The following is a 25,619-nucleotide window of genomic DNA, read 5'->3' on the forward strand; positions in this document are numbered from 1 at the left end:
AGCCGATCGAAGTGGGCAAACCTATAGCTCGTATGCGCGAGCTCTCTTCGGAACTACCCCGCAGGGGGTAAGTTCCGTCTAAAGACTCAATTGCTATAGATAGGGGACAAATACTTTGGCTTCCCCTATAGATAGCGTATGTGACACTTTAGGGTGCGGAATGTGGGAGTTATACCTACTCCTTCTCAAATCGTGAATGTTCCACTCCTAAAAAAGTAGTTTTTTTGAGTAATATTACTGATTGACAAATGCAATTAAGTCTTAACTTGTCACCAATGCCTTTATTGGGATTGTTTTCTGAAGATAGTCAGCTTGAATTTTCACCGGAGATGAACGCCAATAAACGCAGATAAATTGCCAAGGAAATCGACGTTGATCTGCGTTTATCTGCGGTTTCACACCTCCGATATTTTTAGATAAAAGTAAAGTCAAATCCTGACAGAGAAGAAACCCCAGTTACACCATTTAACTTCGCAAAAATGCGAGAATCGCCGCCGGTGACATTATTACCGTTGCCGTCATAAATGATGTAAGTATTGCCGCCGGAATCGTAGGCAAACAAGAAAGCAGTTCCTCCGAGAATATTTGCAGAAACAGTTGTCTGCACATTCAGCAGAACTTGACTGCCATTGCTGAGATTGGGGAATCCGGGGGCAAAATTAAACTGATCGGCGATCGGCACACCGAGGCCGTTAAAATCAGTAATCACATCGTATCCGCCCGCCGCGATCGCAGCATCGATCGCCGCCGAAGAAGCCGCATCAAACGCCGGCCCAGCTTCGGCAGGACTGGTATAGCGGAATTGATTGCTGCCGCCGCCCCCCGTCATGGTATCTGCGCCGGGGCCGCCTACGAGCACGTCGTTATCCAAACCGCCGTTAATCGTATCGTTACCGCCTTGACCGTCAACAGTATCGCTGCCCAGCAAACCGTTCAAATTGTCCGGCAAAGAGCCCCCAATCAACTTGTTAGGCCCGCTATCTGCAGGCAAGATTTGAACGGTGACAGTACCTACGCCGGGAATTGTCCCGAATCCGTCGCTGACGCTGTAGGTGAAAGCAGTTGTACCGGCTACGTTGCCGGGGATGAACTGCACCTGAGAGACAAGATTTACAGCTATCCCCAGTTGCGGTGTGCTGACATTGATAATGTTGAGCGGCCCTTTTTGCGGGCTCGAATCGTTCGCCAGTACGTCGATGAAAGTGGGCAGCAAATTATTCGTATTTGTAAATACGATGCCGTCATCGACAACAATCGGCGACAGGATAGTTGGAACAGTTACGGAGGTATCGAAAGAGTTGATGTTAATCGCGACTGACGCTGCTGCCGTCCCGCCTTGGTCGTCAGCTACGCTGTAGCTGAAAGAGCCCGCTTGCCCGATCGCGTTAGTTGCAGGTTTAAATGTCAGCCCGAGTAAATCCTGAACGGTTAACTTTTGGTTCACGGCGATCGGGTTCGTACCGGTAATTACCTGACCGAAAGTAGGATTGGGAAGTCCTACTACCGCGATCGACAGTTGCTGGCCCTCCGGGTCGCTGGGGGCCGAAATGCTCAGAGACAGAGGCAAATTTTGCAAACCAGTCAGCGTCTTGCCAGTTTCCACGATCGGTGGCTGGTTAGGAGTCGGAGATGTAAAACCGGGGGGAGTCGGCCCCCCGCCGAAAGGCGGAGGAGTTGGAGTTGTCGCAGTTGGAGTCGGGACTATGGAAGGACTCGGACTCGGAGTTGTCCCGCCCGCAGTCGGAGTCGGAGTCGGACTCGGAACCTGTGTCGGCAATGTCCCGGGCGACGGAGTTGGACTCGGAGTTGTCCCCGGTGACGGTGATGGAGTTGGACTCGGAGTTGTCCCCGGTGACGGTGATGGAGTCGGAGTCGGTGCCGGAGTTGGAGTCGGTGCCGGAGTTGGAGTCGGTGCCGGAGTTGGAGTCGGTGCCGGAGTTGGACTCGCAGTTGTCCCCGTTGTCGGAGTTGGAGTCGGTGCCGGAGTTGGACTCGCAGTTGTCCCCGTTGTCGGTGTCGGCGTCGGTGCCGGTGTCGTAGAAGGTTTTGTCCCCGTTGCTGGTGTCGGAGAAGCACTTGTCCCCGTTGCTGGTGTCGGAGAAGGACTTGTCCCGGTTGTCGGTGTCGGAGAAGGACTTGTCCCGGTTGTCGGTGTCGGAGAAGGACTTGTCCCTTGAATGGTGAAGGGATTGTCGTCTACGCGCGGTATTTGAGCTGTAGTAAACCGAGATTCATCGAGCGAGTTCGATCGAACATCAATCAACACCGCCAAAAATTCCCCAGTTCGCCTGTCCCTAATAATCGTGTTGCTAGAATTCGAGCCTTGGCCCTGGAAAATTTCTAACTCTGTAAAGTTCAAACCTCCAGCCAGACCGATCGAATCTCCTGCCTTAAAATCTCTAATTAAATCAGCATCGCCGATTTCGCGACCGCCAGTAGTGAGAAACCCGTTGCCAGCAGGCGACGTGCCCACCCTACCCAGAACAAAGATATCCGATCCGTCGCCTCCTGTCAGAGTATCAGACCCGCGATCGCCAGAAAGAATATCATCCCCAGCATCTCCAGACAGAGAATCACTGTCGTCGCCCCCGAAGATCAGGTCATCACCCTCGCCGCCGTCACCAGTATCGTTACCAACACCGCCGGTGATGACATCCCCGCCCTCGGAGCCCAACAAAATATCATTGCCTGCAGCGCCGATCAAGCAGTCGTTACCCGTGTCGCCAAAAACAGTGTCACTGCCCTTGTCGCCAAACATCAGGTCGTCCTCCCCACCACCGCGCAGACAGTCATTGCCTTTACCGCCGTACAGCGTGTCGTTGCCTTCAGAACCCAAGACAATATCGTTACCCTGGTCGCCAAAAGCTGCGTCGTTGCCCACCTCGCCAGAAACCACGTCATCGCCTTTGCCGCCCCGCGCCGTGTCATTGCCGCGCCCGCCCTCAACGATATCTTTACCAGCCCCGCCGTTGAGAGAATCGTTACCGTCATCGCCCTTGACTATATCGTCCCCGTCCCGACTCAGAAGCGTGTCGTCGCCGCCACCCCCGGAAATCGTGTCATTGAACAAGCTGCCGATTAAATAGTTATTCCCATCATTTCCGACAACTAAGCCATCGACAAAAACTGGCTCTGGGGGAGGCGTGGGAACTGTCAGAGTTGGTCGCGGCACAGGCGTGACCGAAATCCCCGGGCCGGTCCCCGTCATCGTCGTCGAAGTCCCCGTCATCGTCGTCGAAGTCCCCGTCATCGTCGTCGAAGTCCCCGTCATCGTTGTCGAAGTCCCCGTCATCGTTGTCGAAGTCCCCGTCATCGTTGTCGAAGTCCCCGTCATCGTTGTCGAAGTCCCCGACGACGGCGTAGGCGACGGCGCCGTGCCGCTATCCAAACTATCCCCGTTCTCATCGGGTAGCCGCCCTTCGAGAAAAATTAGTGGTACTGCACTTGCCATTGTTCCGCCTCCTTGCGACGCTACTCAAAAACTACTAAATAAACTTAAAGTCAGAGGCAGTAATGACGGTGCTGAGCGCTCCCGGCACTGTAGGAATAGTATTCAACACACCCAAATCGAAAGCTGGGAGACTGTCATCTGCCACATTGGGGTCGAAGCCGAGAACGTACTTGTTAAAAGTATTGTTGAGGTACACGAAGAAAGCTCCCGTTTTGCTCGAACCGTTTTGATTCTTCAACACTGCATTTACTGCTTGAGCGTTATCAAATTTAGATTCAAACAAAATGACTTCTTGCTTGCTGATGTTGTCGCCGCTAGACCCGATATTCCTGACGATAAAACTGGTGAAATCGTTAGTAGTTCCCGAGTTGGTTAAGCCGGCGAAATTTGACGACCTGAACAAGAATCTGTCGGTACCGCTGCCGCTGACGTTAAAGTCAGCAATCACGTCCACGCCTTCGCTGGGAGTTTCGTAGTAGAAGAAATCATCGCCAGCATCGCCCGTGAGCAAGTCAGAACCGGCTCCGCCACCCAAAATGTCATTGCCAGCACCGCCGGAAAGCGAGTCGTTGTCATCCCCGCCTAACACCAAGTCGTTGCCGAACGCGCCGCTGAGACAGTCGCTGCCAGCGCCGCCGTCGAGAGTGTCGTCGCCCGCTTCGCCCAACAGGGAGTCGCTGCCGCCCTCGCCCAAAACGTAGTCGTTACCCGCACCTCCGAGTGCCGTGTCGTTGCCTTCTCCACCCAAAATCGTGTCTTCGCTGTCGCCGCCCGAGAGAGAATCGTTATTGATACCGCCGTCGAGCAAGTCTCTGCCGATGCTGCCGTCGAGAATGTCGTCGCCTGCACCGCCGTCGAGGGAGTCGTCGCCAATGCCACCTAATAAGGTGTCGATCCCGTTTCCTCCAAGTATCGAGTCCTCGCCGGATTCTCCCAATATCGAGTCATTGCCTGTTCCGCCGTCAATGGTGTCGCCGTTGTCACCGCCTAAAACGATGTCATTGTCATTGCCACCAAACATCAGGTCGTTGCCCAGTCCGCCGATGAGCGAGTCTATGCCGTCTCCGCCGTCGAGGGTATCGTTGCCGAGTCCGCCGTCGAGGGTGTCGTTGCCTGTCGAACCCAGCACCGAGTCGTTGCCTACTTCACCGAATTCGAGGTCGTCGCCGCCCCTGCCGTCGATGATGTCGTTGCCGTCGCCCCCAGAGAGGGTATCGTTGCCGGCCCCGCCGATGATGAAGTCGCTAAGGTTGCTGCCTGTAAAGCTGCTGGCGGGGAGTTGGGTACGATCGACAATATTATCTACGACAGTGATGCTGAAGGATATCGGTTCGAGAGTTGCAGACCCGTCGGAGGCTGTAAACGTGAAACTGTCGTTGCCGCCAGCCGCCAGCAAGTTGTATTTGACGATGTTGTTGTTGATATCGTCTTGGGTGAATTTGCTGCCGACGTTGAGAAAGGTGCCGCCCCTTTGGACAAAACCTCTGGTAGCGTCGGGGGCTTGGGTAATCGTGTAAACGATTTCCGACGGAGTGTTATCGGGATCTGTGACTAACAAATCTGCCGCGGTGATTGTCTGGGTAGGAGCACTTTTGGCAACCACCACACCCTCGTTAATTACTAGCTGCGGCGGGCTGCTGATGTTGATGGTTACTACTGCCTGACTTGTGCCGCCGTTGCCGTCTGAGATCGAGTAGCTGAAACTGTCACTACCCGAGAAGCCGGCATTCGGGGTGTATGTGAATACGCCGCCGCCCTGGGGAACCAGACTCCCCTTGGCTGCTGGAGTAAAAGTCGTGACAGTCAGAGCGTTCTTGTCCGGGTCGGTGTCGTTGAACAGAACGTTGAGACTGAGTTGTTGACCCGCAACCGTGGTGAAGTTGTCGTCAACTGCTCTTGGAGGCTGATTGGGGAAGGTCGTCGGACTGGGTGTCGGCGTCGGGAATATCGGTGTCGGCGTCGGACTGGCTGTCGGCGTCGGGAATATCGGGGTCGGCGTCGGACTGGCTGTCGGCGTCGGGAACGTCGGCGTCGGACTCGGCGTCGGCGTCGGTGTCGGACTGTCTGTCGGCGTCGGTGTGGGACTGGCTGTCGGCGTCGGCGTCGGTGTCGGACTCGGACTCGGTGTCGGCAGGGGCAGCGGGGTGGCGCTGCCGGGAACTGTGGGGGCAATTACAAAGGAGCTCCGCCCCAGAGTCCTGCTGTCTACTCCGGGCAATACTGCTAAAAAGTCGCCGCTGACGCCGTTGCGAATAATTGTGCTGCCTGCTTTGGTGTCGGTGCTTTGGAAGATTACCAAATCTTCAAACTTGAGGTCGCCGCTCAACCCGATCGAATCTTCGCCTTGGCGAAAATCGGTGAAAATGTCAGCATCGGCGATATCGGGACCACCTGTGGTGAGAAATGCCGGGTTAGTGCCGCTGCTGCCGCTGGGGGAACTGAAGGCACCGATGACAAAGACATCTCTGCCTTCGCCTCCTGCCACTACGTCTTTGCCTGCTTCGCCCCAAATAACGTCGTTGCCAGCACCCGCGTCCACGATGTCGTCGCCGTCACCGCCGAATACGATGTCGTCGCCGTCGCCGGCAAAAATTGTGTCGCCCCCGGCGTTTCCGTATAGCCAGTCGCCTCCTTCGTTGCCAAATAGCAAGTCTTCGCCGTCGCCGCCGAAGAGCGAGTCGTTACCTTGGTCGCCCCACAGGATGTCGTCGCCTCGATCGCCCAAAAAGCTGTCGTCGCCAGAGCCCCCGCGCAAGCTGTCGCTGCCTTTGCCGCCGTAAGCCGTGTCTTTGCCTTCGCCTCCGATTACCGTGTCGTTGCCGTCATTGCCGTACAGCAGGTCGGGGTTATTTCCCCCGTCGAGGGAGTCATTGCCTTTGCCTCCGTACAGGGTATCGAGTCCTGAACCCCCGTCGAGAACGTCGTTCCCGGGCGCGCCGAACAGCACGTCGTCATCGTCGTTGCCAAATACTAAATCGTCGCCGTCAGATCCTTGCAGGTTGTCGTTGCCTTGCAGCCCCGAAATCACGTCGGGGCCGAGACTGCCAACTAAGGAGTCGTTGGTTTCTGTGCCGCGGATCACGCCGCCGATGACATTGGGCGAGGTACCTGAGCCTCCGCCCAATGTATCGTCTATGCCGCCAAATGTGTCGTCCCCGGAGGGAGTGGGAGTTCCCGTCGGCGTTGGAGTTGGTGTTGGAGTCGGAGTTGGTGTTGGAGTCGGAGTTGGTGTTGGCGTCGGTTCTGGTGTTGGTGTCGGTTCTGGTGTTGGTGTCGGAGTTGGTGTTGGTATAATTACTACTGGCACTGCACTTGGCATTATTTTGGCTCCTTTAAACGACGATCCCGATTAACTTTAAGAACTGATTAGTATCAGTTTGTTGCCACAAATATGGCTTAAAATTGATTAATAATCCCGATCATTTCTAACATACTAAATCAAAAATGCAACGGCTATAGATATTTTTCAAGCCTGGCATCTTTCGATCTCAAAATATTAATCACTGCACGTTTGGCGGCCTATCTTGGGTATACTTTAATATCGCGCCATTTCGATAGAACCTAGAAGTCGGGCTTGGAGTCAGCCCGGTGTATTTATCCAGAATCAGAAAAAATAAAAATCTTCGCCGTCATAATTTTTTCTTTCCTCCTGCCGAATGCCGAATACATCTGTGCCTCTTGCCAGCAGAAGCCGACTGTCTTATGCGGACTGCTGACAAGAAACAGAGCTGTTAATTAGGGGCAGAAGCGGTCCGGTTTGTTCTTGTCCGCTGACTGATAGTTCGCTGTGGCAAAGGTAAAGCAGGGAACAGCGACTTAACAAATCTAGCAGAATTCGCCGCAGCCGCTGTTGGTCGGCAGCCGTTTCATCTTCGGTTTCCCAGGGACGCCCCTGTTGCGATCGCAAAAATAAGGGAGCGCCAAACAATGTCGCCGCACCGCCGCTCAGCCACAGGGGCGACCCGGCATCCAGCCAAAAGTGCCATTTGTGGGCGCGGCGGCTGCTGCGGTACTGGAAGATGTTGGCGAGGGTGACGGCTCTGGCTGCTGGGCCTTCTGGACGCACTGGAAAGGGGTTGGCGGTGACGGTTCCTTGGCGCAACAACTGGATGAACCGGGCGATCGTTTCTGAGTCGCCGCCGTTTGTTGGTTCTACGCGCTGCATTCGCCCGTTGATTTCCCAGTAGTGGGTGGCGGTTTCCATTAACTCGCGCAGGGCTGCTAGCCGATCGTAGGGCAGGTATCTGTCGTTCATGAGAAATTTCTGGATTGCTCGATCGAGCAGGGCAATTGGACTCGGCAACAGCCGCTCCTGCTGTTGCGACCGCTGTTGTTCGATCCACTCCACAATCTGCTCGTAGGCCCCGGCTGCTCGGTGTCCGAGTCTGTCCCACCGGGGAAAGGCTGTAATTGGCAGCAATTGAGGTCGATCGATATCTGGACAAAAACAGTGATCGGCGATTAAACCTGCTCTCACTTGGTCGATCGATTTTTGATTTTGGATTTGAGATTTGAGATTGAACGTGGGGTGGGAATCTTCTGTTTCCAATGAACGGTGTTTTTGGCTGCCCAACACAACCAGCATTTCGGCTGCGCCGTCTCGATCGACTAAACGGCCGAGTCCCGGATAAACTAACGCTAACAAAGTCAGCAAAGCTCGAATCTCTGGGGTAGTCGATAGGGGACGCTGATCGTTGAGAGATACTGCGGCAATATTATCTCGCGCCAGAATTTCCGTTAAACTGTAACGGGCGATCGCATCCATCCCCGGGGCAATTACGGCGATTTCCTGCGGTTCCACGGCTTGTGACTTCACCGCATCGACGATGATTTCGGCGGTTTCTCGCAGAAGTTGAGCGCGGGAAGTGGTTTGGAGCGATCGAACCGATCCGGGCAAACTCAAGCCTAAAGGATAAAAACCCTCAGAATTAACTGCTAAACTTAGCACTAAATCCCCAATTTCTGGGGCTAAACCGGCTTTTGCGTCCAAATTTTCCACGCTTTGACAGCGACTTTCGAGTCGGGCCAGGTATTCCGTGTCCGCCCCCAAACCCAAACGCACCCCTCCATCCCGATTGTAGGAAAATGCCCCCGCTGCACCTTGGTCGAGCATCCGATCGAACAAATGGCCGCCGATCGCCGGATAATCGTCAACATCGTCTGCGATCACAGCTTGGTATCTAGATGACAAATGCTGTTGATAAGTGGCATCCGGCAACAAATAGCGCCAGTAGAGTTCGCAAACAATCCCGTAAGTCAGGAACCCCCGCGTCAAGCACCATTCCCGCCACCTTTCGAGCAACTCTCCCATGCTAGTCCACAGGTTGCCAGAGCCGCCTTCCCCAGCAAATCCCTGTTGTAGAATGCTGGGAATTTCTTCTCTGGGCGTACCGCTGACAGCAGCCAGTTGTAATAAGTCTAGAGTTCGACGCACCATTCGAGTTGGACTTACCCCTGTTTGTTGCAAAATCCCTTCGTCTAGTTCGCGACGCCAGAGTCTCGCGGCAAGTTCCAGTTCTGTTTCAGGTTGCAGCCGCAGGGGAAATTGAGCCCTCAAATCCAGCGACTGAACCAGCAGCGGCCAAAATAGCAATACCTCCTGCTCAAAAAAACCGAAGGGCGTTGTGGAGTGAAAGGTATATTTTCCTTCGGTAGCGACGGCGATGCGATCGGCTAATTCCAGCCGGTTGTCTCCGTTAGCTGCTAAGACTAAAATTGCTGGGGCAGTTTGTCCAGCCCGCCGCCGCCCGGAACTCGATCGCCCTGAAACTTTTGTGGGCAAGGGCTTGACAGTTTTGCTCCAAATGCAGAACTGCTCGACTAAACGACTGGTTTTGCCACTGCGGGCAGATCCGACAATCCAAATTGAATCCTCGCTGGCCGTTCTCAGTTTATGTAAATTTGTTACCATACCGTGAATACTTTAATCACTAATGTCTACAGCAAACTAACCAGCTTTAGCTATGAATACTTCTCCGTGGAACAGGATTGTAAAATATCTCTACAGCCTTCACCAATGGTATCGAGAAACGCCTGAGAGGGCTCTAGAACAGGCTTACGATGCTGCGTTAGCAATTAAGGCGATCGAAGACGAGCATTTTGGCGGTCAAGCAATCTCCGATCGATCGGGAGATTACGGACATAGCACCCTGTCTTACTTTCAATCCGAACTGAAAAAATACCTCAAGGTCATCCAAACCAGAATGGTTGAGTTTAATGCTAGCCGTTCTTTTTTGGAACTGCCGGAGCGCGTGGGGGCAAAACCGAAGGCGGGGCACAGCGCGGATCGCCACCAGCACGGATTAGGTCTTGACAATAAAGATCGAGCATCCCTTGTATTTGAGAAGCTAGAGTTTATTGATGCAGTCATCGACAAGTATATTAATAATAGTAGCTCGACGGCAATTGTTCCGGTTGTCAGTTCAGTAAATCTGCAGCCAAAATCTACAACAAATAGCAGCTCTCCACCTGACCCAAAAAATAAAGGATCGGCTAATTATGTTCAAATTCACGATGGTGAGGTTGACACTAACTATGAAGAAGTAAATTTATTACCGCGATCGCTTTTGGGAACTTTGAATCGAATTACTAAAGATTTAGACCCGGAAGCGGAAAAAGAAGTAGTTAAGAATTTTCGCAATTCCAAAGTCAAAACAATTATTTCTCTGAGATTTATTTTGCTTTTGATTTTAGTTCCGCTGTTGACCAATCAAATTTCCAAAAACTTTCTAGTCGGACCGATAGTTGACCATTTTAGAGGTCAAGAAAAGGCCCCACTTTTCATAAATGTTAACCTGGAAGAAGAAGCATTTCAAGAACTGGAGAGATTTGAGCAACACCTCAAATTTGAAAGGTTAATAGGCGCTGCTCCGTCGCTTTCTTTAGAGGAAACGGAAAAGAAGATTGCCGAGAGAGCAGTTGAGCTAGCGGAGGAATACCGCGCTGAAAGTGGTGGAGCCATTAAAAATATTTTTGCCGATTTGATGTCCTGCATAGCCTTTGTCGCGATTATCATCACTAACAAGAAAGAGATTGAGATTTTAAAGTCTTTCATGGACGATGTGATTTACGGCCTCAGCGACAGTGCGAAAGCTTTCGTAATTATTTTGTTTACGGATGTGTTTGTCGGATTCCACTCGCCTCACGGTTGGGAAGTAGTTCTTGAAGGTGTATCGAGGCATTTGGGACTGCCAGAAAATAGGCAGTTTATATTTCTGTTCATTGCGACGTTTCCAGTTATCTTGGATACGGTATTTAAGTATTGGATATTTCGTTATTTAAACCGGAGTTCGCCTTCGGCTGTTGCTACGTACAAGAATATGAACGAGTAATCAGAGGCGAAGGCAGAAGGCAGAAGGCAGAAGGAAGGAAGAAGGAAGGAAGGAAGAAGGCAGAAGGCAGAAGGAAGGAAGAAGGAAGGAAGGAAGAAGAAAAAAAAGATCTAATAATAGCAATGGTTTCAGGCATTGATAACGTCCTCAGTAGGGCATCTACTGCACAGAGAATGGCTTACCCGTAGCGCACAAAAGCATTTATTGTTTGCGTCAGGAGTGGTTTAATTAATTAGATATACTTAAGCTGTTGGGTCTCTAAATTTTATTTGGGGGCGGGTTCTCGCGCACCCCACAAGAATTTTATCACACTTGACTTTCATCAAGGCTCGGCTCAGGAAGCGTAAAATTTAGATGCGGCCGATCGACAAAAAATGCGATCGCCCGCAGCATCTCTCGAAAGAAATCAAAAGGGCGATCGCATTCCCAAAACCCATTACCCATTACCAATGACCTAATTCCAACGCTTCTTGCGCTGTCGCTGGCTTGCCACCGCCTCCACCAGTCCCAGGCCGAGAAAATTACTCAGCAGCGACGCATTCCCGTAACTCAGGAAAGGTAGGGGAATGCCCGTAACCGGCGCCAAGCCAATGTTCATCCCAATATTTACGAACACCTGAAAAATCAACATTGACAGTACGCCGATCGCCAGCAAAGAACCAAAATTATCGTTAGCACTTTGAGCGATCGTCACCAACCGGAAACAAATTATCCAGAACACCAACAACACGCCAATACAGCCAATAAAACCCAATTCTTCGCCAATAGCTGAAAAGATAAAGTCCGTATGCTGTTCGGGAATAAAGTTAAGCTGAGTTTGCGTTCCCTGAAACAAACCCCGGCCCTTCAGTTCCCCAGCGCCAATAGCAATCCGAGATTGAATCAAGTGATACCCGCTGCCTAAAGGGTCTTTCTCGGGGTTTAAAAACCCTGTCAGGCGCATTTTTTGATAATCCTTGAGCACATTCCAAAAAAGATGTCCGAGGTGTCCAGAAACAACGTTCGCCAACACAGCACCGAAAGTCCCCAACCAGGGCCAAGGCAGGGTTCGCCAAGCGATAATACCCGCAACAACTACCCAGGCTATCCAAATCGGTGTAGACAGGTTATTAAAGAGAACAGAGATGAGAGGAGAGAATAGCAATATTAGCCAGCCGGGATTGACATTTCCCCAGTAAAACATCCCCATTGTGATCGCGCCGAACACTAGGGAAGTACCTAAATTTGGTTCGGCAAAAATCAATCCCCAGGGTACAGCCATAATCGCCAGCATCCTCAACATATCCCGGACTGTGGGGACAGTCTTGTCGTGCAGGAGAGCTGCTAAAGTGACAATCATGCCTACTTTGGCAAATTCTGAGGGTTGCAGGTAGAAGCCGCCGATGTTGATCCACCGCTGGGCCCCGAGTCCTGTAGTACCAATAAACCGCACTGCGATCAGCGACAAATTGATTAATATGTAAATCGGCCATTTCCACTCAATCAGTATTTGGTAACGGCAGCGGGAAATGATGATGGCGAGGAACAAACCGACTGCCCCTGTTACCCAATGCCGCCACCAGTCGATCAGCCCCTGGTTGATTTCGACGCTGCGGATCATGATTCCCCCGAAGATGGTGAGGGCGATGCAAGCGGCGAACAGCCAAGGGTCTGCTTCTTCCCAGGGTTTGAAGATGAATTTCCAGCGGTTTCTGACTTGTATTCTCTGCAACATGAGGATTTTAGATTTTAGATTTTAGATTTTAGATTATCGAGCCGATTTTCGGAAGTTGTGGATATAGTTCGGATTCAGAGTCTGCACCTTACTTGAGAAGCGTCGGTGTGAGTACCTCACATTATTCGGGGAGTTGTAGGGATGTTCCGGGCCGTCAGCAACGGGTTAGGAGTGCGCGGACACACTAATCTGTAGGGTGCGCCGGGCCGCCCACCTGAAGCGGATTTAGCCCGATCGCGATCCGCAAGTCCGAGAATCGTCACGCCGGTTCGTAAAGGTACTCGAAGCCGTTCCCATCTGGATCTCTGCCGTAAAAAGAGGCAGTACCGTCGCGGTGTTCGTGAATGCGGGTGACGGAAACACCATCGGCTTTGAGTTGTTCGTAAGCGGATTCCATTTCGGTACGATCGTCAAATACAAACCCAAAATGCGGCCCTGCTTGGTCGTAACTCGGACTCAACAGCGCCAATCCGTCCTCTCCTGCTTTCAAATAAGCCCAGTCTGCATCTTTCCAGACTAACTCCATACCCAAGTTGCGGTAGAATTCAGCAGACTTCTCTATGTCTTGCACGCAGACGGCTACGTGTCCCAATCGTTTTAGTTTCATATCTACAAAGTTTATGGTTGTTCTTTCGTTTATTGTATCTATTTTCTGATTTGTTACTCGATTAATTAGGTATTTTTTCGATTTTTTTACTCGCGGCTAAATGTACTTTTTTTACTTGTTTGCTGGCGTCCATTTCGCTGAACAGTTGAATGGCGCGGTCAAAATTTTCTTGACTTTTCTCGATGTTACCAAGTTTTTGTTCTGTCAGTGCTAGTTGATAGCAAGCTTCAGCTCGGTCTAATTTGGCGCTGGCTCGATCGAGTATTTCTATTGCTTCTGCATGGTGCTGCAGGGCTTGGTCAAATTCTCCCTGTTCTCGGTACAGCGCTGCTATACCGCTGAGAGCTTTGGCTTTGATGGTGCTGTACTGGTTTTGGTCGGTTTGGGCGATCGCTTGGCGGTACAAACTCAAAGCTTTCTCTGTCTCTCCCAGGTTTTGATAGGTGGCGGCGAGAAAAACTAATTTGTATCCCGTACCCACCAAATGACTGTTTTCCCGATCGGCATAAAGTTTTTCGGCAAGCTCTTCCGCCTCTTTTTTGGCTCCGACACAGGAGTTGAGGAAAGCTAACCCGACATCGATCGAATAGCTATTAATCCCGATTTCGTCCCGCGAAGTTTTCAGCTTGACAAATATTTCCATAGCTGATTCTAATTCGCCCATTTCTATTTGACAAAAACCTATATTAATTGCAGCGTTAACTTTCCAAAATTCCAGATTTGCTTGTTGGCCGTTTTCAGGTTCGCTGCTTTTCGCTATAATTTGCAAAGATTTAGTAGCTTTTATTTCTGACATTTGATGGCATTCTATGGCTTGATTGATTTCGCCTAATATGCGATAACAAATGCCTAAAAGACTGTATAAGCCGCTCAAATAATAATCAGAAGTCACATTGTTGACGGTGCGAGTAGTTGCTGAAATTATTGGCTGCAAGAAACCTAATTTGTAGAGCGCTCTACCGAGCTTGTAATCTTTGGCAAACTGGATATTGATTTTTTTGAGGATGACGCTAGCGGCCTGCTCGAAACAGCTAATGGCCACATAATGATAGTAAGCTTCAAAAGCTTTCAGCGCATCTTCTACAGTCTCAATATTTTCAACACTCTCTGTCCAGAAATCGGCTGCTTTGCGGTTTGCAGTTTCCCAGTCTCCGGGCGAGAGCCGATCGACCGCTTCTTCCCGAATTGCTGGATGCAGCCAGTATTCGCCCTTCTGAGACTCGACTAGCGAGCGGTGCAACAGCGATTTAATGATTTGTCGGCGTCCGGCTTCGGGCACGTCCCACAGCAAGCACAAAAGTCCGTCAGTAGGGACTGTCGGCACGTCTTGATAGCGGTAACAGCCCAAGCGACAGAGGAGTTGATAGGCTTCGGCATCGAGTTCTTGCAGGCGGTTGAATTGACTGGTAACTAAATTTTTTAAGTCAGTTTCAACGAGCGGATGCTCGCTGTTTTCCAGCCAGTAAGCCGCCATGTCTCCGTCAAAATCTTCTCGGATCGTACCGCAAATAATGCCCATTGCTTTGGCATTGCCGCCGTAAACTTTGTGCATTTCCTTGAGGGCGACATCATCTATATTGATGTTGCGGCAGCTAAAAAACTGCCGCCAAACTTCTACCTCTAATCCCGGAAGCAGGTAGTGTTCGACGGTGACATCTGAATCGCACAGTCGATCGCGACTGGTAATCAGAGTTACCGACTGCACCGCTGCATCAGCCAAAACTCGCAACAGTTCCACGTAAAGCCGGTGCGGTTCAATAAACTTACCTTGTCCGTCGAGTGCGGCTTCCAAATTGTCAATCAATACGCCGACTTTGTGAGTCTGAAGCTGCCGTTTCAGCCGCCCTAGGGTGACGCCAAAGTCGGGCCCGGGTTCTTCCTGAAAGTCTTGCTTGAGCCATTCTTCGATCGCGCTTTCCAAAGCTGTAATGTTTTCTGTCTCTTTTGCCATCAACAGTTCAATTACCCGATCGAACCCTTGAGATTTGAGATACTGTCTGGCCAAAGTCGTTTTGCCGATACCGCCGGCACTTTGGATGACAATCACTTTTGCACCTTGCGCGACGAGGGTATTGAGATCGGCGATTGTCGCTTCCCTGCCCAAAAAGTTCGGGTTTTCGATCTCCAATTCCGCATCGGGGTGGTTAGGCACTTGGGCCGGAACAGTTTGTCCCGACTGCGGTTCAAGTTTCGAGTAGCTGCGCCAATACCGTTCTACAACAGCTTGAAGGTTGTCTCTTTTAATTTTTTCGCCTTCTCCAAACAGCGCTGAAAGCCGCTTCCACAAATTAGAGGCAGCGTCCTTAACAGTCCCTACTCCATACCCTTCACTATCTGCAACCTGTTGGTACGTCCTGCCTTGCACGCCTTGCCAAGCTTCGCGAAAGATCGCGCTGTCAAGGTTGTCGAGAGTTTTCAGGTTTCGAGCCACAAGTAACGAATTGGTAAAATCCAGTGCACGATCGGCTTCCATTTAGTCACCAGGTTTAGCGTTACCCATCTGACACAACTTTAACAGACTTTTTCCGACTCGCTTACACGCTCAAACAGTGGACTTGTATAGACTTTTCCCGACTGACACGGCCGAGGTCGGCCGAGGATACTGTTGAGTGTCGAGGGGAAGTTGACAAACAAGCTTCTAACTTACACACCGATCGACGAGTCGAGTTTATCTTCAGGAGCAAGCAGCTATGTCTATTAACGATTTTGAAACAGCAATCGTGGATGAACAAATTCGCCCTCAAGAATGCGGCCGCGTTCGTTTCCACAACAGTTGGTGGCCTGCAAGATGCGATCGAGACATGACTTTTGAACCCGGTGAGGTAGTTCGCGTCGTGGGAATTGACAACATTACTCTGATCGTTGCACCCTAGCTGCCAATCAATCGGGTAGCGAGTCTAGCTATCAGTTTTTTGCCTCTAAAAGTTAAGGTTAACTTACAATCAGGAGCAAGCAATCATGACTTTTGACACTTCGGAAAAAGCGATCGTCGATGAAGAAATTCGCCCTCAAGAGTCCGGCCGCGTCCGTTTCCAGAACAGTTGGTGGCCTGCCAAGTGCAAGCGAGATCTCACTTTTCAACCCGGTGACTTGGTTGAAGTAGTGGGAATTGACAACATTACTCTAATCGTTGAACCTTAGTTAAAAATTAAGCGGTTAGGGAGTCTAACTATCAGTCGATCGCATCTCAACGTTACGAAAAATTTGCTATGAGGAGCCAAGAATGATGACTGTCAGCTATTTGGAAAAAGCGATTGTAGAAGAAGAAATTCGACCTAATAAATGCGGTCTCGTCCGCTTCCAAAGTAGTTGGTGGCCCGCTAAGTGCGATCGAAAAATAACTTTGAAACCGGGTGACGTGGTTCGCGTCGTGAGACTGGAAAATATTACTCTGATAGTTGAAGCGTAGTTGGGAAACAATCTGTAGGTGGGGAGTTATCGGAGGGTAGAAAAAATAAAGTTGCGATCGCGTTTAGAGCTCGATACATTTCTCTTCAAACGGGCGATCGTACTTCTGGCCTCTGTTAATTGCAATATTCTAGAGTTTGACCTCAACCACAACTCACCGCTGACAGTTTTGTCGGCGGGTTTTTTCAGTAGGTACACGGCAATGCCGTGTCCCTACTTACGCAAAGCCTATGTGTCATGCTTAGTGAAACGAAGCATCAAGCGAGATGCTTCGCCCAAATGCCTAAGTCCTATTTTTCATAACGAACTAGAAGATGCCAGAGCAAGATATCCGGGTCGCTGACGGGTGACAAGCAACTTAAAAGCCTTGTGCTGAAAAGGGTTTAAGCCGATCGCCCTCAAAAAGAATTAGGCGGGCGATCGCTACTTTTGCTTCGACAAGGTAAAATGAGGATGGGGGGCAATCGCCCGGATCGTAATTGTCAATAAGTCTGTCATAATAGCTATTAGAAATTTCTCCACCGACTTAGTACGGTGTATAACTCAAAATTAGGGTGCAAAACTGGACAAACCTTAGCCGCTGGGATGTGTATATGACTTTTGAAGAAGCCCTAGAATTTATCGAATCAGCCTTAGAGTCCAAAACCAGTAAACCGTTAAATTTTCTCGATCAGGCAATCTTAAAAGCAGCTTGGGAAAACGCAACTTATAGTGCTGTTGCTGACAGCTTGTACCTAAGCGTAGGACATATCAAAGATTTAGCTGCCGTCTTGTGGCAGCGCCTTTCAGACCTAATGGGGGAAAAAGTTACTAAAAATAACTTCCGCTCTCTGCTAGAGAAGCAAAACACCACAAGTGCGATCGCCGATGCCAAAGTCAAAGACGAACCTATGACGATGGCTTCGGTAGGAGAAAGTGACATCAATGAATTAGGAAATTGCAAAGGCAACATTTTAATTGTTGATGACCTCCCACAAAATCTGCGTTTTCTAACAGAAGTTCTCACTAATGAGGGGTATGAAGTTCGCGGCGTCACCAATGGTGCGATGGCCTTGAGGACAGTTCGCAATCATCCCCCCGATGCTATATTGCTGGATATTAAAATGCCAGACATGGACGGCTATCAAGTCTGCGAAGCCCTCAAATCTGATGAAAATACCTCAGAAATTCCGATTATTTTCTTAAGCGCACTTGACCAAGTATTTGATAAAGTTAAAGCTTTTAAGGTAGGGGGAGTTGACTACATTTCTAAACCTTTTGAGCCGGAAGAAGTGCTGGTGCGCCTCGAAACTCAGGTCACTATCCAGCACCAAAAACGCCAGCTTAAAGCAGCAATCGAGCGACACCAGCAAACCGCAGAAATTGCTTACCAATCTCGCGCCCTGCTGGCAAATTTGCTAAACTCATCTCTGGATGGAATAGCCGCAGTGCAGGCGGTGAGGGGGGATATCGCTGGAGAAATTGAAGATTTTCGCTGCTTGGTAGTTAACCCTGTCTTTGCCAGACTCTTAGGGAAAAAACGAACAGAACTCGCGGGCGAACCCGTTTTGAAAAAACTGCTTAATCAATTGATGCCAGGATTGTTTGATTTATTAGTAGAGGTTGTTGAGACTGGAGAATCACTTGAAGGAGAGGTTGATCGATCGAGTGATTCCCTTGGCAAAGGCTATTATTTAACTGCTGTGAGATTGGGAGACGGTTGCTCAATTACTATCCGCGATCTTACAGAGTTAAAACAGTCGCCGTTAAAGTCAATGATGGAACAACTGAACCAACCTTGTGCGATCGTCAAATAGCATAAACTGGACTTACGCAATCTGACCCAAAAAACCGGGTTTTTTAGCGAATTTACGGGCTGCAACGCATCTTTTCGTCAGTCCTGGACGCACTCCGACGCCTAGGAACCGGGTTTTTTAGCGAATCTACGGGCGGTAACGCGTCTTCTTGTAAAAAAACCCGGTTTCTGACCACCCGTGTGTGATATCAATTCCGGTAGCATCGGAATTAATATTACCCCAAATCAGGAGACGGCAGTGCCGTTTCCCTACAATATTATTTTGGGGTAGGGAGACGGCATTGCCGTCTCCTCAATATCATCTCGTGCAACCGAAATTGATATGATTCCTAAAAATATCAATATTCACCAACCAAGGGTTCAATTAAATCCAGAATCTTCTCAAACTGAAACTTATTCACCCAACCCCTGAGAGTCTGAAGTTCTAGAGCCTGGAATTCAGGAATTTCCTCAAGGAGTTGAGACACTAATTCCGAATCCGCCTCAAGAGCTGCTTCATGCAATTTTATAAGCCATTTTTTTGACATTGCTGTTAATAAATAAGTAAAAATTTTTAACGGTTCTCCAGTCACATTAGAAGGGGGAGAAGGTAGCTGTTTTTCCTGATAAATATAACGGACTCCCAAATGTTTAGACATGATGTCAAAGATGGCTTCTTTGTGGAACGGTTTTTGCACAAAAGTCTAGTGAGCGATTCATCCTGCCTGTTTGTTCTGGAGACATATAAGCCAATGTCCTTTCTAGAAGATGAGGACTTTTCAGGCTGGGATTCTCTTGGGATAGGATGGTAGATAAGCCAAAGTCAATAATTTTTAATTGTCCGATTTCTGGATTCAAGACAATATTAGATGGATTGATATCTTTGTGAATGACATTTTTTTGATGAACTTTGCCTAACGCATCTGTGATTTTGATGGCAAGGTCGAGAAACTCTGGTAAAGCATAGGGACGACCATACCGCAGGATTTTTAAAGACTCTCCTCCAAAATCCTCCAACAACATGACTTGTGTGTTCTCGTATTTTCGCAGTTCGTAGGCTTTAATCGTTTCCTCTAGGTTGAGACGGCGAGTGATTTCGTATTCCTGCTGATAGCGGTAGAGTTCTGCTGGTGTGGGGTAATCTTCTTTGAGAAGTTTCAAAATCAAAGGTTGCTGATTTTATTTGAGGATGCCTCGGTATACGATGGAATTCGCACTTTCATAGATTTGGCTGACAATTATGATATCTGGCAGTGAAATCATGTTGGGAATTACTGTTGCTTAAAAAAAACTTGAGTATTGTTCAATTAATTTTATTTAGAGTTAGCTTTCGTACTTGTGAATTACAGCTTTTTTTGTCGAAAGTCCCAAAGGTCGAATTATGAGTAGATAACCTTGGCTGCGAGTATAACATTTTTATTCAGGAGGATGTCAAGACTAATCTGCCCCCGATCGTGCTATAATCTGACATCAATAGGACTTACGAACGGGTAATCAGAAACCGATTTTTTTTCTGAGAAGACGCGTTAAAGTCCGCATCAACGGCAAAAAACCCGGTTTCTTTGGTTTTGTACTTAAGTCCCGATCGATCCACTTTCATTCTAGATCGAGTGCGTGCAGCTATGCGAATCGGTAAAAATTTACAAAAGTTTCTGCTTTTGACAATAGCGTTATTTTTCGCAGTATCGCTGTTGATTAAAGTTACTAAATTTCACAATTATTTCGGCATCAACCGCGCCGATACCGAAGTAAAAGTTGTTTCCCTCACCTACGACGACGGCCCCTATCCTCCCTATACAAATCAGCTTTTAGATATTTTAGACCGCTATCAAGTTAAAGCAACTTTTTTTGAAATAGGCCGCAATATTGAGAAACATCCAGAAATCGTGAAAATGATTGTCGCGAGGGGAAATGAGTTGGCAAACCATTCCTACTCTCACAAAGATATGATGTTTAAACCCCGGGAAGTTTTGCTGTCTGAAATTGAAAAAACGGACAAACTTTTGCAAGAGTTGGGCGTTAAACAAGATAGTATCAGTTTTCGGCCGCCTTGGGGTCGGCGATTTGTAGTTTTGTCTTATTTGGTGTCCCAAATGCACAAAAAACTGATTATGTGGGATGTGGATTCTCAAGATTATGAAAAAACACACACGGCGGAAGATATCGCAAATCGGGTGATTGCAAATGTGCGATCGGGTTCGATTGTGGTGATGCACGATGGCGGGGGCGATCGCTCGAAAACCGTAGCAGCAACTGAGATGATTGTCAAGGATTTGCAGTCGAAAGGTTACGAATTTAAAACTGTTTCTGAGTTGTTGAAATAGCAGTAGGGTGCTACGCATCTAAATTGTATTGTTCGGGCGGGCGGGACGCCCACCCCACAAGAATTTGCTCGAATCAGCCACAATTATTTTCGCGACAAATCAACCATCTCATACTGACGGGCGGGCGGGACGCCCATCCCACAAATATGTGTAAATTATTTAATTCGCGATCCTAAGCAAGATAGTTTGCCGCGTAATTAGCAATTTTTATGCTGCCACCAGCTTGACCCATTCTCTCTAAACCATTTTGAATGCAACTGGCTAAATATTTATCATCTTGCAAAGTGCGATCGACTGCCAAAGCTGCTTCCTTGATAATATGAGAATTCGCCGGTTGTGTGCCAATAACCTGCACGGAATCACCTAAAAGCCTATTTTGAGCCTCCGCAAACCGATAGGTAAAAGCAGGGCCGTTTCCCGGTATTGCTATTACAGGTTTTCCCAGACCCACAGCTTGTTCGATCGCACTTCCTGTCATCCCGATGACTAAACTAGACTGCTGTAAAATATCGGCAAAAGCATCTGCATAACAAAGCACTTCTACTCCTAATTTTTGGTGGCTTTCCGGTGATTTCAGGTGTTGAAAAATTAACTTGCCCGATCGGTGTTGCCATCCAGAACGCACCGCAATATCATCTAATTGAGGCATCAAACTTGGCACTAAAGCTGCCAGAAACTGCACCGGTACAGTAGAAGTAGCAGCAATTTCTTTGACCAATTCCAGCAGCAAAACGAGGTTGTCGGTGGCTTCCCGGAGGCGAGAACCGGGCAGAAGGGCGATCGTCCGAACTCCGGCTATCAACTGCAAATCTTTGCCCGTAGAATTGAGGTTGTCCATGACGGGGTTGCCGACAAACTGAGCTTTCTTTAAACCCTGTCGGTTTAAGTCAGCAGCAGTCAAAGCATCTCTAGTAAAAACCGCCAAACATTTCTCTGAGCAAAGCAAGTGCCACAATATTAAACCCAAATCGACTCGCCCTTCGTAATAACTAGAATGAGCCGACAGAAAAATTATATAAGGGCGGTCGGTCGATCGGGCGATCGCAGCGGCGACAATATCCCCAGTTGCCACCACCAAATCGCAGTGTCGCGAATGCGTCCAAACAGCCTGCAATTGCTGCCAAGTTAAAGCAATTAGGCCCGCCCCAACATCTTTGAGGAAAAACAGGGGATTCATGTAAAAAACTCCCCCAGAGGGCATTTGACTGGTGGGCCCAATAATGGGCACGGTCGATCGGCGGTAAGCAGCCCCGTCACCTACAACCGGCATTGCCGAAACATCAACATCCGCGCCCGATACTCTTAAAGCTTTGAGAATTTGACAGTTAATCGCGTCTTCCCCGTGGCCGTTGCTGAGGAAAAGCACCCCCTTCGATTTCATATAATCAGAATACAATCAGAATCAGTGCCGAGCTTTTTTTAAAGACAGCCGTGCGATAGCTACACTCGGGCCGGCTAACTTTTTGTTAGTCTAATTTAAATACATTGTGGAAGTGAAACAGCGTGAATATTGAAATTGGGCGGGGCAAAAGCGCTCGCCGAGCTTACGGCATAGATGAAATCGCGCTTGTACCCGGACAGCGCACCCTCGATCCGAGTTTGGCAGATACCAAGTGGCAGATTGGCGGGATCGATCGAGAAATCCCGATTATCGCCAGCGCCATGGATGGAGTAGTCGATGTCCGCATGGCCATTTTGCTGTCGGAATTGGGAGCAATGGGCGTGATCAACCTAGAAGGAATTCAAACCCGCTATGCCGACCCCCAGCCAATATTAGAGCGCATCGCGAGTGTCGGGAACCACGAATTTGTTTCCCTGATGCAAGAACTCTATGCCGAACCCATCAAGCCAGAATTAATCGACCTGAGAATTAAAGAAATTAAAGCTGGAGGAGGGATTGCCGCCGTCAGCGGCACACCGGCGGCTGCGAGCAAATACGGCCGGGCGGTTGCTGAATCTGGAGCCGATATATTTTTTGTGCAAGCAACTGTAGTCTCGACTGCTTTTCTTTCCCCGGAATCGATCTCATCTTTAGATTTGACTCAATTCTGTCAAGAGATGCCGATCCCAGTAATTTTGGGCAACTGCGTGACCTACGAAGTCGCCCTGAATTTAATGAAAACTGGGGCTGCGGGCATTCTCGTGGGCATTGGGCCGGGGGCTGCTTGCACGTCTAGGGGCGTATTGGGTGTCGGCGTTCCCCAAGCCACAGCGGTAGCAGACTGCGCCGCCGCGCGGGACGACTACTATCGCGAAACTGGCAAATACGTGTCGGTGATTGCTGACGGCGGTTTAATTACCGGCGGCGATATCTGCAAGTGCATTGCCTGCGGCGCAGATGGAGTGATGATTGGTTCGCCCTTTGCCAGGGCCGCCGAAGCTCCCGGGCGCGGCTTTCACTGGGGGATGGCGACTCCCAGCCCGGTTTTGCCGCGCGGCACTCGCATTCGCGTGGGGACTACGGGTACTGTGGAGCAAATTTTGCGGGGGCCTGCGGTGCTAGATGACGGTACGCACAACTTGCTCGGAGCTCTGAAAACTAGCATGGGTACCTTGGGCGCTAAGGATATTAAGGAGATGCAGCAAGTGGAAGTGGTAATTGCTCCTTCTCTGCTGACTGAGGGTAAAGTCTATCAAAAAGCTCAGCAGTTGGGCATGGGTAAGTAGATTTACTGACCCAATACCAGCATACCTTGACAAAATTTGTTCGAGAGTCTCGAAATTTACAGAATATTGTGGAATTATCCAAAAGGAGATGTCACAATAGAAGAAGCGGAGACGCATGTTTCCGTTCACTCCTCACACCACACTCCGCCCGGACTACTGTTCGGGCGGTTCCTTTTGTAGCAGAAATCTTAGCTCTTGCTTACTACAGACAGGACTGAGGCTGTTAGCTCCGGAGAGGGGGAGAGTGGGAAAGGGAGAGGGGGAGAGGGGGAGAGGGGGAGAGGGGGAGAGGGGGAGAATTTTTTGGCTGCCGAATGCCGAATTCTAACTTCTATGTCTCGAATTCCTTCAGAAGCCTTCTCTTAAAATTGTCGCTCCTACCCAAAAAGGGATACCGTGCCACGTACAATCGTCGTGGAGACTCAGAATTTTAGACTTCTGTTTGAACTCCCAGATTCAACGCTAAATCTAAAATCTAAAATCTAAAATCTAAAATCTAAAATAGACTGACGCAAGTGGTTACACTTTTTGCTAGACTTGTTATCCGAGAAATAGTATTTACAAGGATGGCTAGGGATGTCAACAGCCGCGCAAGTAACCGACTCTTCCTTTAAGCAGGAAGTGCTCGAGAGCGAAGTTCCAGTTCTAGTGGATTTTTGGGCTCCCTGGTGCGGGCCCTGTCGGATGGTGGCGCCCGTCGTAGACGAAATTGCCCAGCAATATGAAGGGCAGGTCAAGGTAGTAAAAGTTAATACCGACGAGAATCCTCAGGTTGCCAGCCAATATGGTATCCGCAGCATTCCGACGCTGATGATATTTAAGGGCGGTGCACGGGTGGATATGGTGGTTGGGGCAGTTCCGAAAACTACTCTGGCAAACACTCTGGAAAAGTACATTTAACCCAACTGCGAGCGGTGTCGCGCTGTTCTTTTTGGGCCGCGAAAGCTAACTCGCTTCAGAACCGGGGCAAAGCTACTGGAAAAGCGATTAGTTGCCAGCAGGGCAATTTGCTGGTTGCTATGAACTTCCAAATTTGGCTTGCCCCTTAATTTTTAGTAGCGACAAATTGTTACCGTTTCGGAAAAATTCATGATTCGTTCTGGGTCTGGTCAAGGTTTTGAGTCCCTCCAAGCTGAATTGATCGATTTGCTCGATCGCTTGCCAATGTTGAAGCACTCTGAGAGGATCGAACGATCGCTCTCTACTATAGTGCAAATGGCCGGAGAGGATCTCGATCGCCTAGACTGGAAGATTATTGCCGCGTCGCTCCGAGATATGGAGAGCGCTTTTGAGCTGTTTTATCCTTACCGCCACGTTCGCAAAATTGTGATTTTTGGTTCGGCGAGGGTGTCGCCGCAATCGGCTGAATATTTGATGGCCAGAGACTTTGCGCGCGCGATCGCCCAGCAGGGGTTTATGGTGATTACTGGCGGCGGCGGCGGAATTATGCAGGCGGGGAACGAGGGGGCGACGGCTGAACGTTCTTTTGGGCTGAACATTCAGTTGCCTTTCGAGCAGAGTTCTAATCCTTTTATTGCCGGCGATCGCAAATTGCTCAATTTTAAATATTTTTTCACTCGCAAGTTATTTTTTCTCCGGGAGAGCGATGCTTTGGCTCTGTTTCCGGGCGGTTTCGGCACTCTGGACGAGGCTTTTGAGTGTCTGACTTTGACTCAAACTGGCAAGTTCGGGCCGGCTCCTGTGGTATTGATCGATCGACCGGGAGGAGATTATTGGCACGATTGGAATTATTTTGTGCAAAAACAATTGCGCGGCCGGGGTTTGATTTCAGCCGACGATCGCAGCCTGTATACGATTACTGACGATGTAAATGTCGCTTGCGAGGCGATCGGTAGTTTTTATCTGGTTTATCACTCCTGCCGCTACGTGCGCGAAAAATTGGTAATTCGCTTGAAAACAGAGCTTTCTAAGGAGAATGTCGATCGGCTAAATGCTGATTTTAGCGATATTGTTGTCACCGGAAAAATTGAAAAAAGTCAAGCTTTGCCGCCGGAAATTGGAGATGCAACTTTCGATCTGCCGCGCCTAGTTTTGCATTTCAACCAGCGGGATTTGGGGCGGCTTTACCAGCTAATTGCTGCTATAAATCAAATGGGTGCAGCATCACCTGCCGCAGCGCATCCAGAACAAAAATAATTGTTAGTCAAAAGTCAACAGTTATTACTCTGTAGGGGCGGATTTCACGAGAAATATTTGTAACTAACTCAGGGGATAAATAAACCCGCCCCTCTGATGGAGATAAATTTGACCACGAATTTCAAAGGTGGTACCCGCCACGCGATCGATCAGTGGGATCGATCCCAAATCGAAAATCGAAAATCC

Annotated in this window: 20 protein-coding genes; 10 read left to right on the forward strand and 10 right to left on the reverse strand. The window is 49.3% G+C overall.

Annotated features, from left to right (window positions below):
* Window positions 1–412: 412 nt before the first annotated feature.
* The 3 genes from QUA99_RS26970 to QUA99_RS26980 all read right to left on the reverse strand — a co-directional run bounded on the left by QUA99_RS26970 (window position 413) and on the right by QUA99_RS26980 (window position 9,362).
* Window positions 413–3,451, reverse strand: coding sequence for an Ig-like domain-containing protein (locus QUA99_RS26970; RefSeq protein WP_333242740.1), 3,039 nt, complete (start codon window positions 3,449–3,451; stop codon window positions 413–415).
* Between the two features lie 34 nt (window positions 3,452–3,485).
* Complete coding sequence (locus QUA99_RS26975; RefSeq protein WP_333242738.1) at window positions 3,486–6,770, reverse strand: Ig-like domain-containing protein; 3,285 nt, start codon at window positions 6,768–6,770, stop codon at window positions 3,486–3,488.
* A 381-nt stretch (window positions 6,771–7,151) separates the two neighbouring features.
* Window positions 7,152–9,362: a recombinase family protein gene (locus QUA99_RS26980; protein ID WP_333242735.1), complete on the reverse strand. Its 2,211-nt coding sequence runs from the start codon at window positions 9,360–9,362 to the stop codon at window positions 7,152–7,154.
* A gap of 52 nt (window positions 9,363–9,414) precedes the next feature.
* On the opposite strand from QUA99_RS26980, the gene QUA99_RS26985 reads away from it, so the two are divergent.
* Window positions 9,415–10,782, forward strand: a complete 1,368-nt coding sequence (locus tag QUA99_RS26985) for a proton extrusion protein PcxA (protein ID WP_333242732.1) — start codon at window positions 9,415–9,417, stop codon at window positions 10,780–10,782.
* A 306-nt stretch (window positions 10,783–11,088) separates the two neighbouring features.
* Here the strand turns inward: QUA99_RS26985 and QUA99_RS26990 are convergent, their stop codons facing one another.
* From QUA99_RS26990 to QUA99_RS27005, 4 genes are all read right to left on the reverse strand, one after another.
* Window positions 11,089–11,226 carry a hypothetical protein gene (locus tag QUA99_RS26990; protein WP_333242730.1) on the reverse strand — a complete coding sequence of 46 codons (138 nt, stop codon included), beginning with the start codon at window positions 11,224–11,226 and terminating at the stop codon, window positions 11,089–11,091.
* A 10-nt stretch (window positions 11,227–11,236) separates the two neighbouring features.
* Complete coding sequence (rodA, locus tag QUA99_RS26995; RefSeq protein WP_333242727.1) at window positions 11,237–12,496, reverse strand: rod shape-determining protein RodA; 1,260 nt, start codon at window positions 12,494–12,496, stop codon at window positions 11,237–11,239.
* Window positions 12,497–12,755: 259 nt separating this feature from the next.
* A complete protein-coding gene (locus tag QUA99_RS27000; RefSeq protein ID WP_333242724.1) occupies window positions 12,756–13,103 on the reverse strand; it encodes a VOC family protein in 348 nt (115 codons plus the stop codon).
* A gap of 61 nt (window positions 13,104–13,164) precedes the next feature.
* Window positions 13,165–15,576 carry a tetratricopeptide repeat protein gene (locus QUA99_RS27005; RefSeq protein WP_333242722.1) on the reverse strand — a complete coding sequence of 804 codons (2,412 nt, stop codon included), beginning with the start codon at window positions 15,574–15,576 and terminating at the stop codon, window positions 13,165–13,167.
* A 217-nt stretch (window positions 15,577–15,793) separates the two neighbouring features.
* On the opposite strand from QUA99_RS27005, the gene QUA99_RS27010 reads away from it, so the two are divergent.
* The 5 genes from QUA99_RS27010 to QUA99_RS27030 all read left to right on the forward strand — a co-directional run bounded on the left by QUA99_RS27010 (window position 15,794) and on the right by QUA99_RS27030 (window position 18,307).
* Entirely contained in the window at window positions 15,794–15,976 is a 183-nt protein-coding gene (locus QUA99_RS27010; RefSeq protein ID WP_333242719.1) for an NfeD family protein, read from the forward strand.
* An 85-nt stretch (window positions 15,977–16,061) separates the two neighbouring features.
* A complete protein-coding gene (locus tag QUA99_RS27015) occupies window positions 16,062–16,244 on the forward strand; it encodes an NfeD family protein (RefSeq protein ID WP_333242716.1) in 183 nt (60 codons plus the stop codon).
* A gap of 82 nt (window positions 16,245–16,326) precedes the next feature.
* Entirely contained in the window at window positions 16,327–16,512 is a 186-nt protein-coding gene (locus tag QUA99_RS27020; protein ID WP_333242713.1) for an NfeD family protein, read from the forward strand.
* 51 nt (window positions 16,513–16,563) lie between these two features.
* On the forward strand, window positions 16,564–16,854 hold the full coding sequence (locus QUA99_RS27025; RefSeq protein WP_333242711.1) for a hypothetical protein: 291 nt from the start codon (window positions 16,564–16,566) through the stop codon (window positions 16,852–16,854).
* 250 nt (window positions 16,855–17,104) lie between these two features.
* A complete protein-coding gene (locus tag QUA99_RS27030; protein ID WP_333242708.1) occupies window positions 17,105–18,307 on the forward strand; it encodes a response regulator in 1,203 nt (400 codons plus the stop codon).
* A 337-nt stretch (window positions 18,308–18,644) separates the two neighbouring features.
* Here QUA99_RS27030 and QUA99_RS27035 read toward each other — a convergent pair whose 3' ends face one another.
* Both QUA99_RS27035 and QUA99_RS27040 read right to left on the reverse strand, forming a co-directional pair.
* Window positions 18,645–18,944, reverse strand: coding sequence for a hypothetical protein (locus QUA99_RS27035; RefSeq protein ID WP_333242705.1), 300 nt, complete (start codon window positions 18,942–18,944; stop codon window positions 18,645–18,647).
* A 4-nt stretch (window positions 18,945–18,948) separates the two neighbouring features.
* Window positions 18,949–19,446, reverse strand: a complete 498-nt coding sequence (locus QUA99_RS27040; protein ID WP_333242702.1) for a protein kinase domain-containing protein — start codon at window positions 19,444–19,446, stop codon at window positions 18,949–18,951.
* A gap of 530 nt (window positions 19,447–19,976) precedes the next feature.
* Between QUA99_RS27040 and QUA99_RS27045 the strand changes: the two genes are divergently transcribed.
* Window positions 19,977–20,609, forward strand: coding sequence for a polysaccharide deacetylase family protein (locus QUA99_RS27045; protein WP_333242699.1), 633 nt, complete (start codon window positions 19,977–19,979; stop codon window positions 20,607–20,609).
* A gap of 172 nt (window positions 20,610–20,781) precedes the next feature.
* On the opposite strand, the gene QUA99_RS27050 is transcribed toward QUA99_RS27045, so the two are convergent.
* Window positions 20,782–21,990: a lipid-A-disaccharide synthase-related protein gene (locus QUA99_RS27050; protein WP_333242697.1), complete on the reverse strand. Its 1,209-nt coding sequence runs from the start codon at window positions 21,988–21,990 to the stop codon at window positions 20,782–20,784.
* A gap of 122 nt (window positions 21,991–22,112) precedes the next feature.
* Here QUA99_RS27050 and QUA99_RS27055 point away from each other — a divergent pair, with 122 nt between their 5' ends.
* From QUA99_RS27055 to QUA99_RS27065, 3 genes are all read left to right on the forward strand, one after another.
* Window positions 22,113–23,276, forward strand: a complete 1,164-nt coding sequence (locus tag QUA99_RS27055; protein ID WP_333242694.1) for a GuaB3 family IMP dehydrogenase-related protein — start codon at window positions 22,113–22,115, stop codon at window positions 23,274–23,276.
* Window positions 23,277–23,852: 576 nt separating this feature from the next.
* Entirely contained in the window at window positions 23,853–24,176 is a 324-nt protein-coding gene (trxA, locus tag QUA99_RS27060; protein WP_333242692.1) for a thioredoxin, read from the forward strand.
* Window positions 24,177–24,365: 189 nt separating this feature from the next.
* On the forward strand, window positions 24,366–25,433 hold the full coding sequence (locus QUA99_RS27065; RefSeq protein ID WP_333242689.1) for an LOG family protein: 1,068 nt from the start codon (window positions 24,366–24,368) through the stop codon (window positions 25,431–25,433).
* The last annotated feature ends 186 nt before the right edge of the window (window positions 25,434–25,619 follow it).

The sequence above is a fragment of the Microcoleus sp. F10-B2 genome (genome assembly GCF_036704965.1).
In the GTDB taxonomy this organism is placed as follows: Bacteria; Cyanobacteriota; Cyanobacteriia; order Cyanobacteriales; family Microcoleaceae; genus Microcoleus.

Bases quoted from the DNA above. Each gene is read 5' to 3' on its own strand.
- QUA99_RS26970 (WP_333242740.1), bottom strand. From the start codon at position 3,451: ATGGCAAGTGCAGTACCACTAATTTTTCTCGAAGGGCGGCTACCCGAT.
- QUA99_RS26975 (WP_333242738.1), bottom strand. From the start codon at position 6,770: ATGCCAAGTGCAGTGCCAGTAGTAATTATACCAACACCAACTCCGACA.
- QUA99_RS26980 (WP_333242735.1), bottom strand. From the start codon at position 9,362: ATGGTAACAAATTTACATAAACTGAGAACGGCCAGCGAGGATTCAATT.
- QUA99_RS26985 (WP_333242732.1), top strand. From the start codon at position 9,415: ATGAATACTTCTCCGTGGAACAGGATTGTAAAATATCTCTACAGCCTT.
- QUA99_RS26990 (WP_333242730.1), bottom strand. From the start codon at position 11,226: ATGGGTAATGGGTTTTGGGAATGCGATCGCCCTTTTGATTTCTTTCGA.
- rodA (WP_333242727.1), bottom strand. From the start codon at position 12,496: ATGTTGCAGAGAATACAAGTCAGAAACCGCTGGAAATTCATCTTCAAA.
- QUA99_RS27000 (WP_333242724.1), bottom strand. From the start codon at position 13,103: ATGAAACTAAAACGATTGGGACACGTAGCCGTCTGCGTGCAAGACATA.
- QUA99_RS27005 (WP_333242722.1), bottom strand. From the start codon at position 15,576: ATGGAAGCCGATCGTGCACTGGATTTTACCAATTCGTTACTTGTGGCT.
- QUA99_RS27010 (WP_333242719.1), top strand. From the start codon at position 15,794: ATGTCTATTAACGATTTTGAAACAGCAATCGTGGATGAACAAATTCGC.
- QUA99_RS27015 (WP_333242716.1), top strand. From the start codon at position 16,062: ATGACTTTTGACACTTCGGAAAAAGCGATCGTCGATGAAGAAATTCGC.
- QUA99_RS27020 (WP_333242713.1), top strand. From the start codon at position 16,327: ATGATGACTGTCAGCTATTTGGAAAAAGCGATTGTAGAAGAAGAAATT.
- QUA99_RS27030 (WP_333242708.1), top strand. From the start codon at position 17,105: ATGACTTTTGAAGAAGCCCTAGAATTTATCGAATCAGCCTTAGAGTCC.
- QUA99_RS27035 (WP_333242705.1), bottom strand. From the start codon at position 18,944: ATGTCTAAACATTTGGGAGTCCGTTATATTTATCAGGAAAAACAGCTA.
- QUA99_RS27050 (WP_333242697.1), bottom strand. From the start codon at position 21,990: ATGAAATCGAAGGGGGTGCTTTTCCTCAGCAACGGCCACGGGGAAGAC.
- trxA (WP_333242692.1), top strand. From the start codon at position 23,853: ATGTCAACAGCCGCGCAAGTAACCGACTCTTCCTTTAAGCAGGAAGTG.
- QUA99_RS27065 (WP_333242689.1), top strand. From the start codon at position 24,366: ATGATTCGTTCTGGGTCTGGTCAAGGTTTTGAGTCCCTCCAAGCTGAA.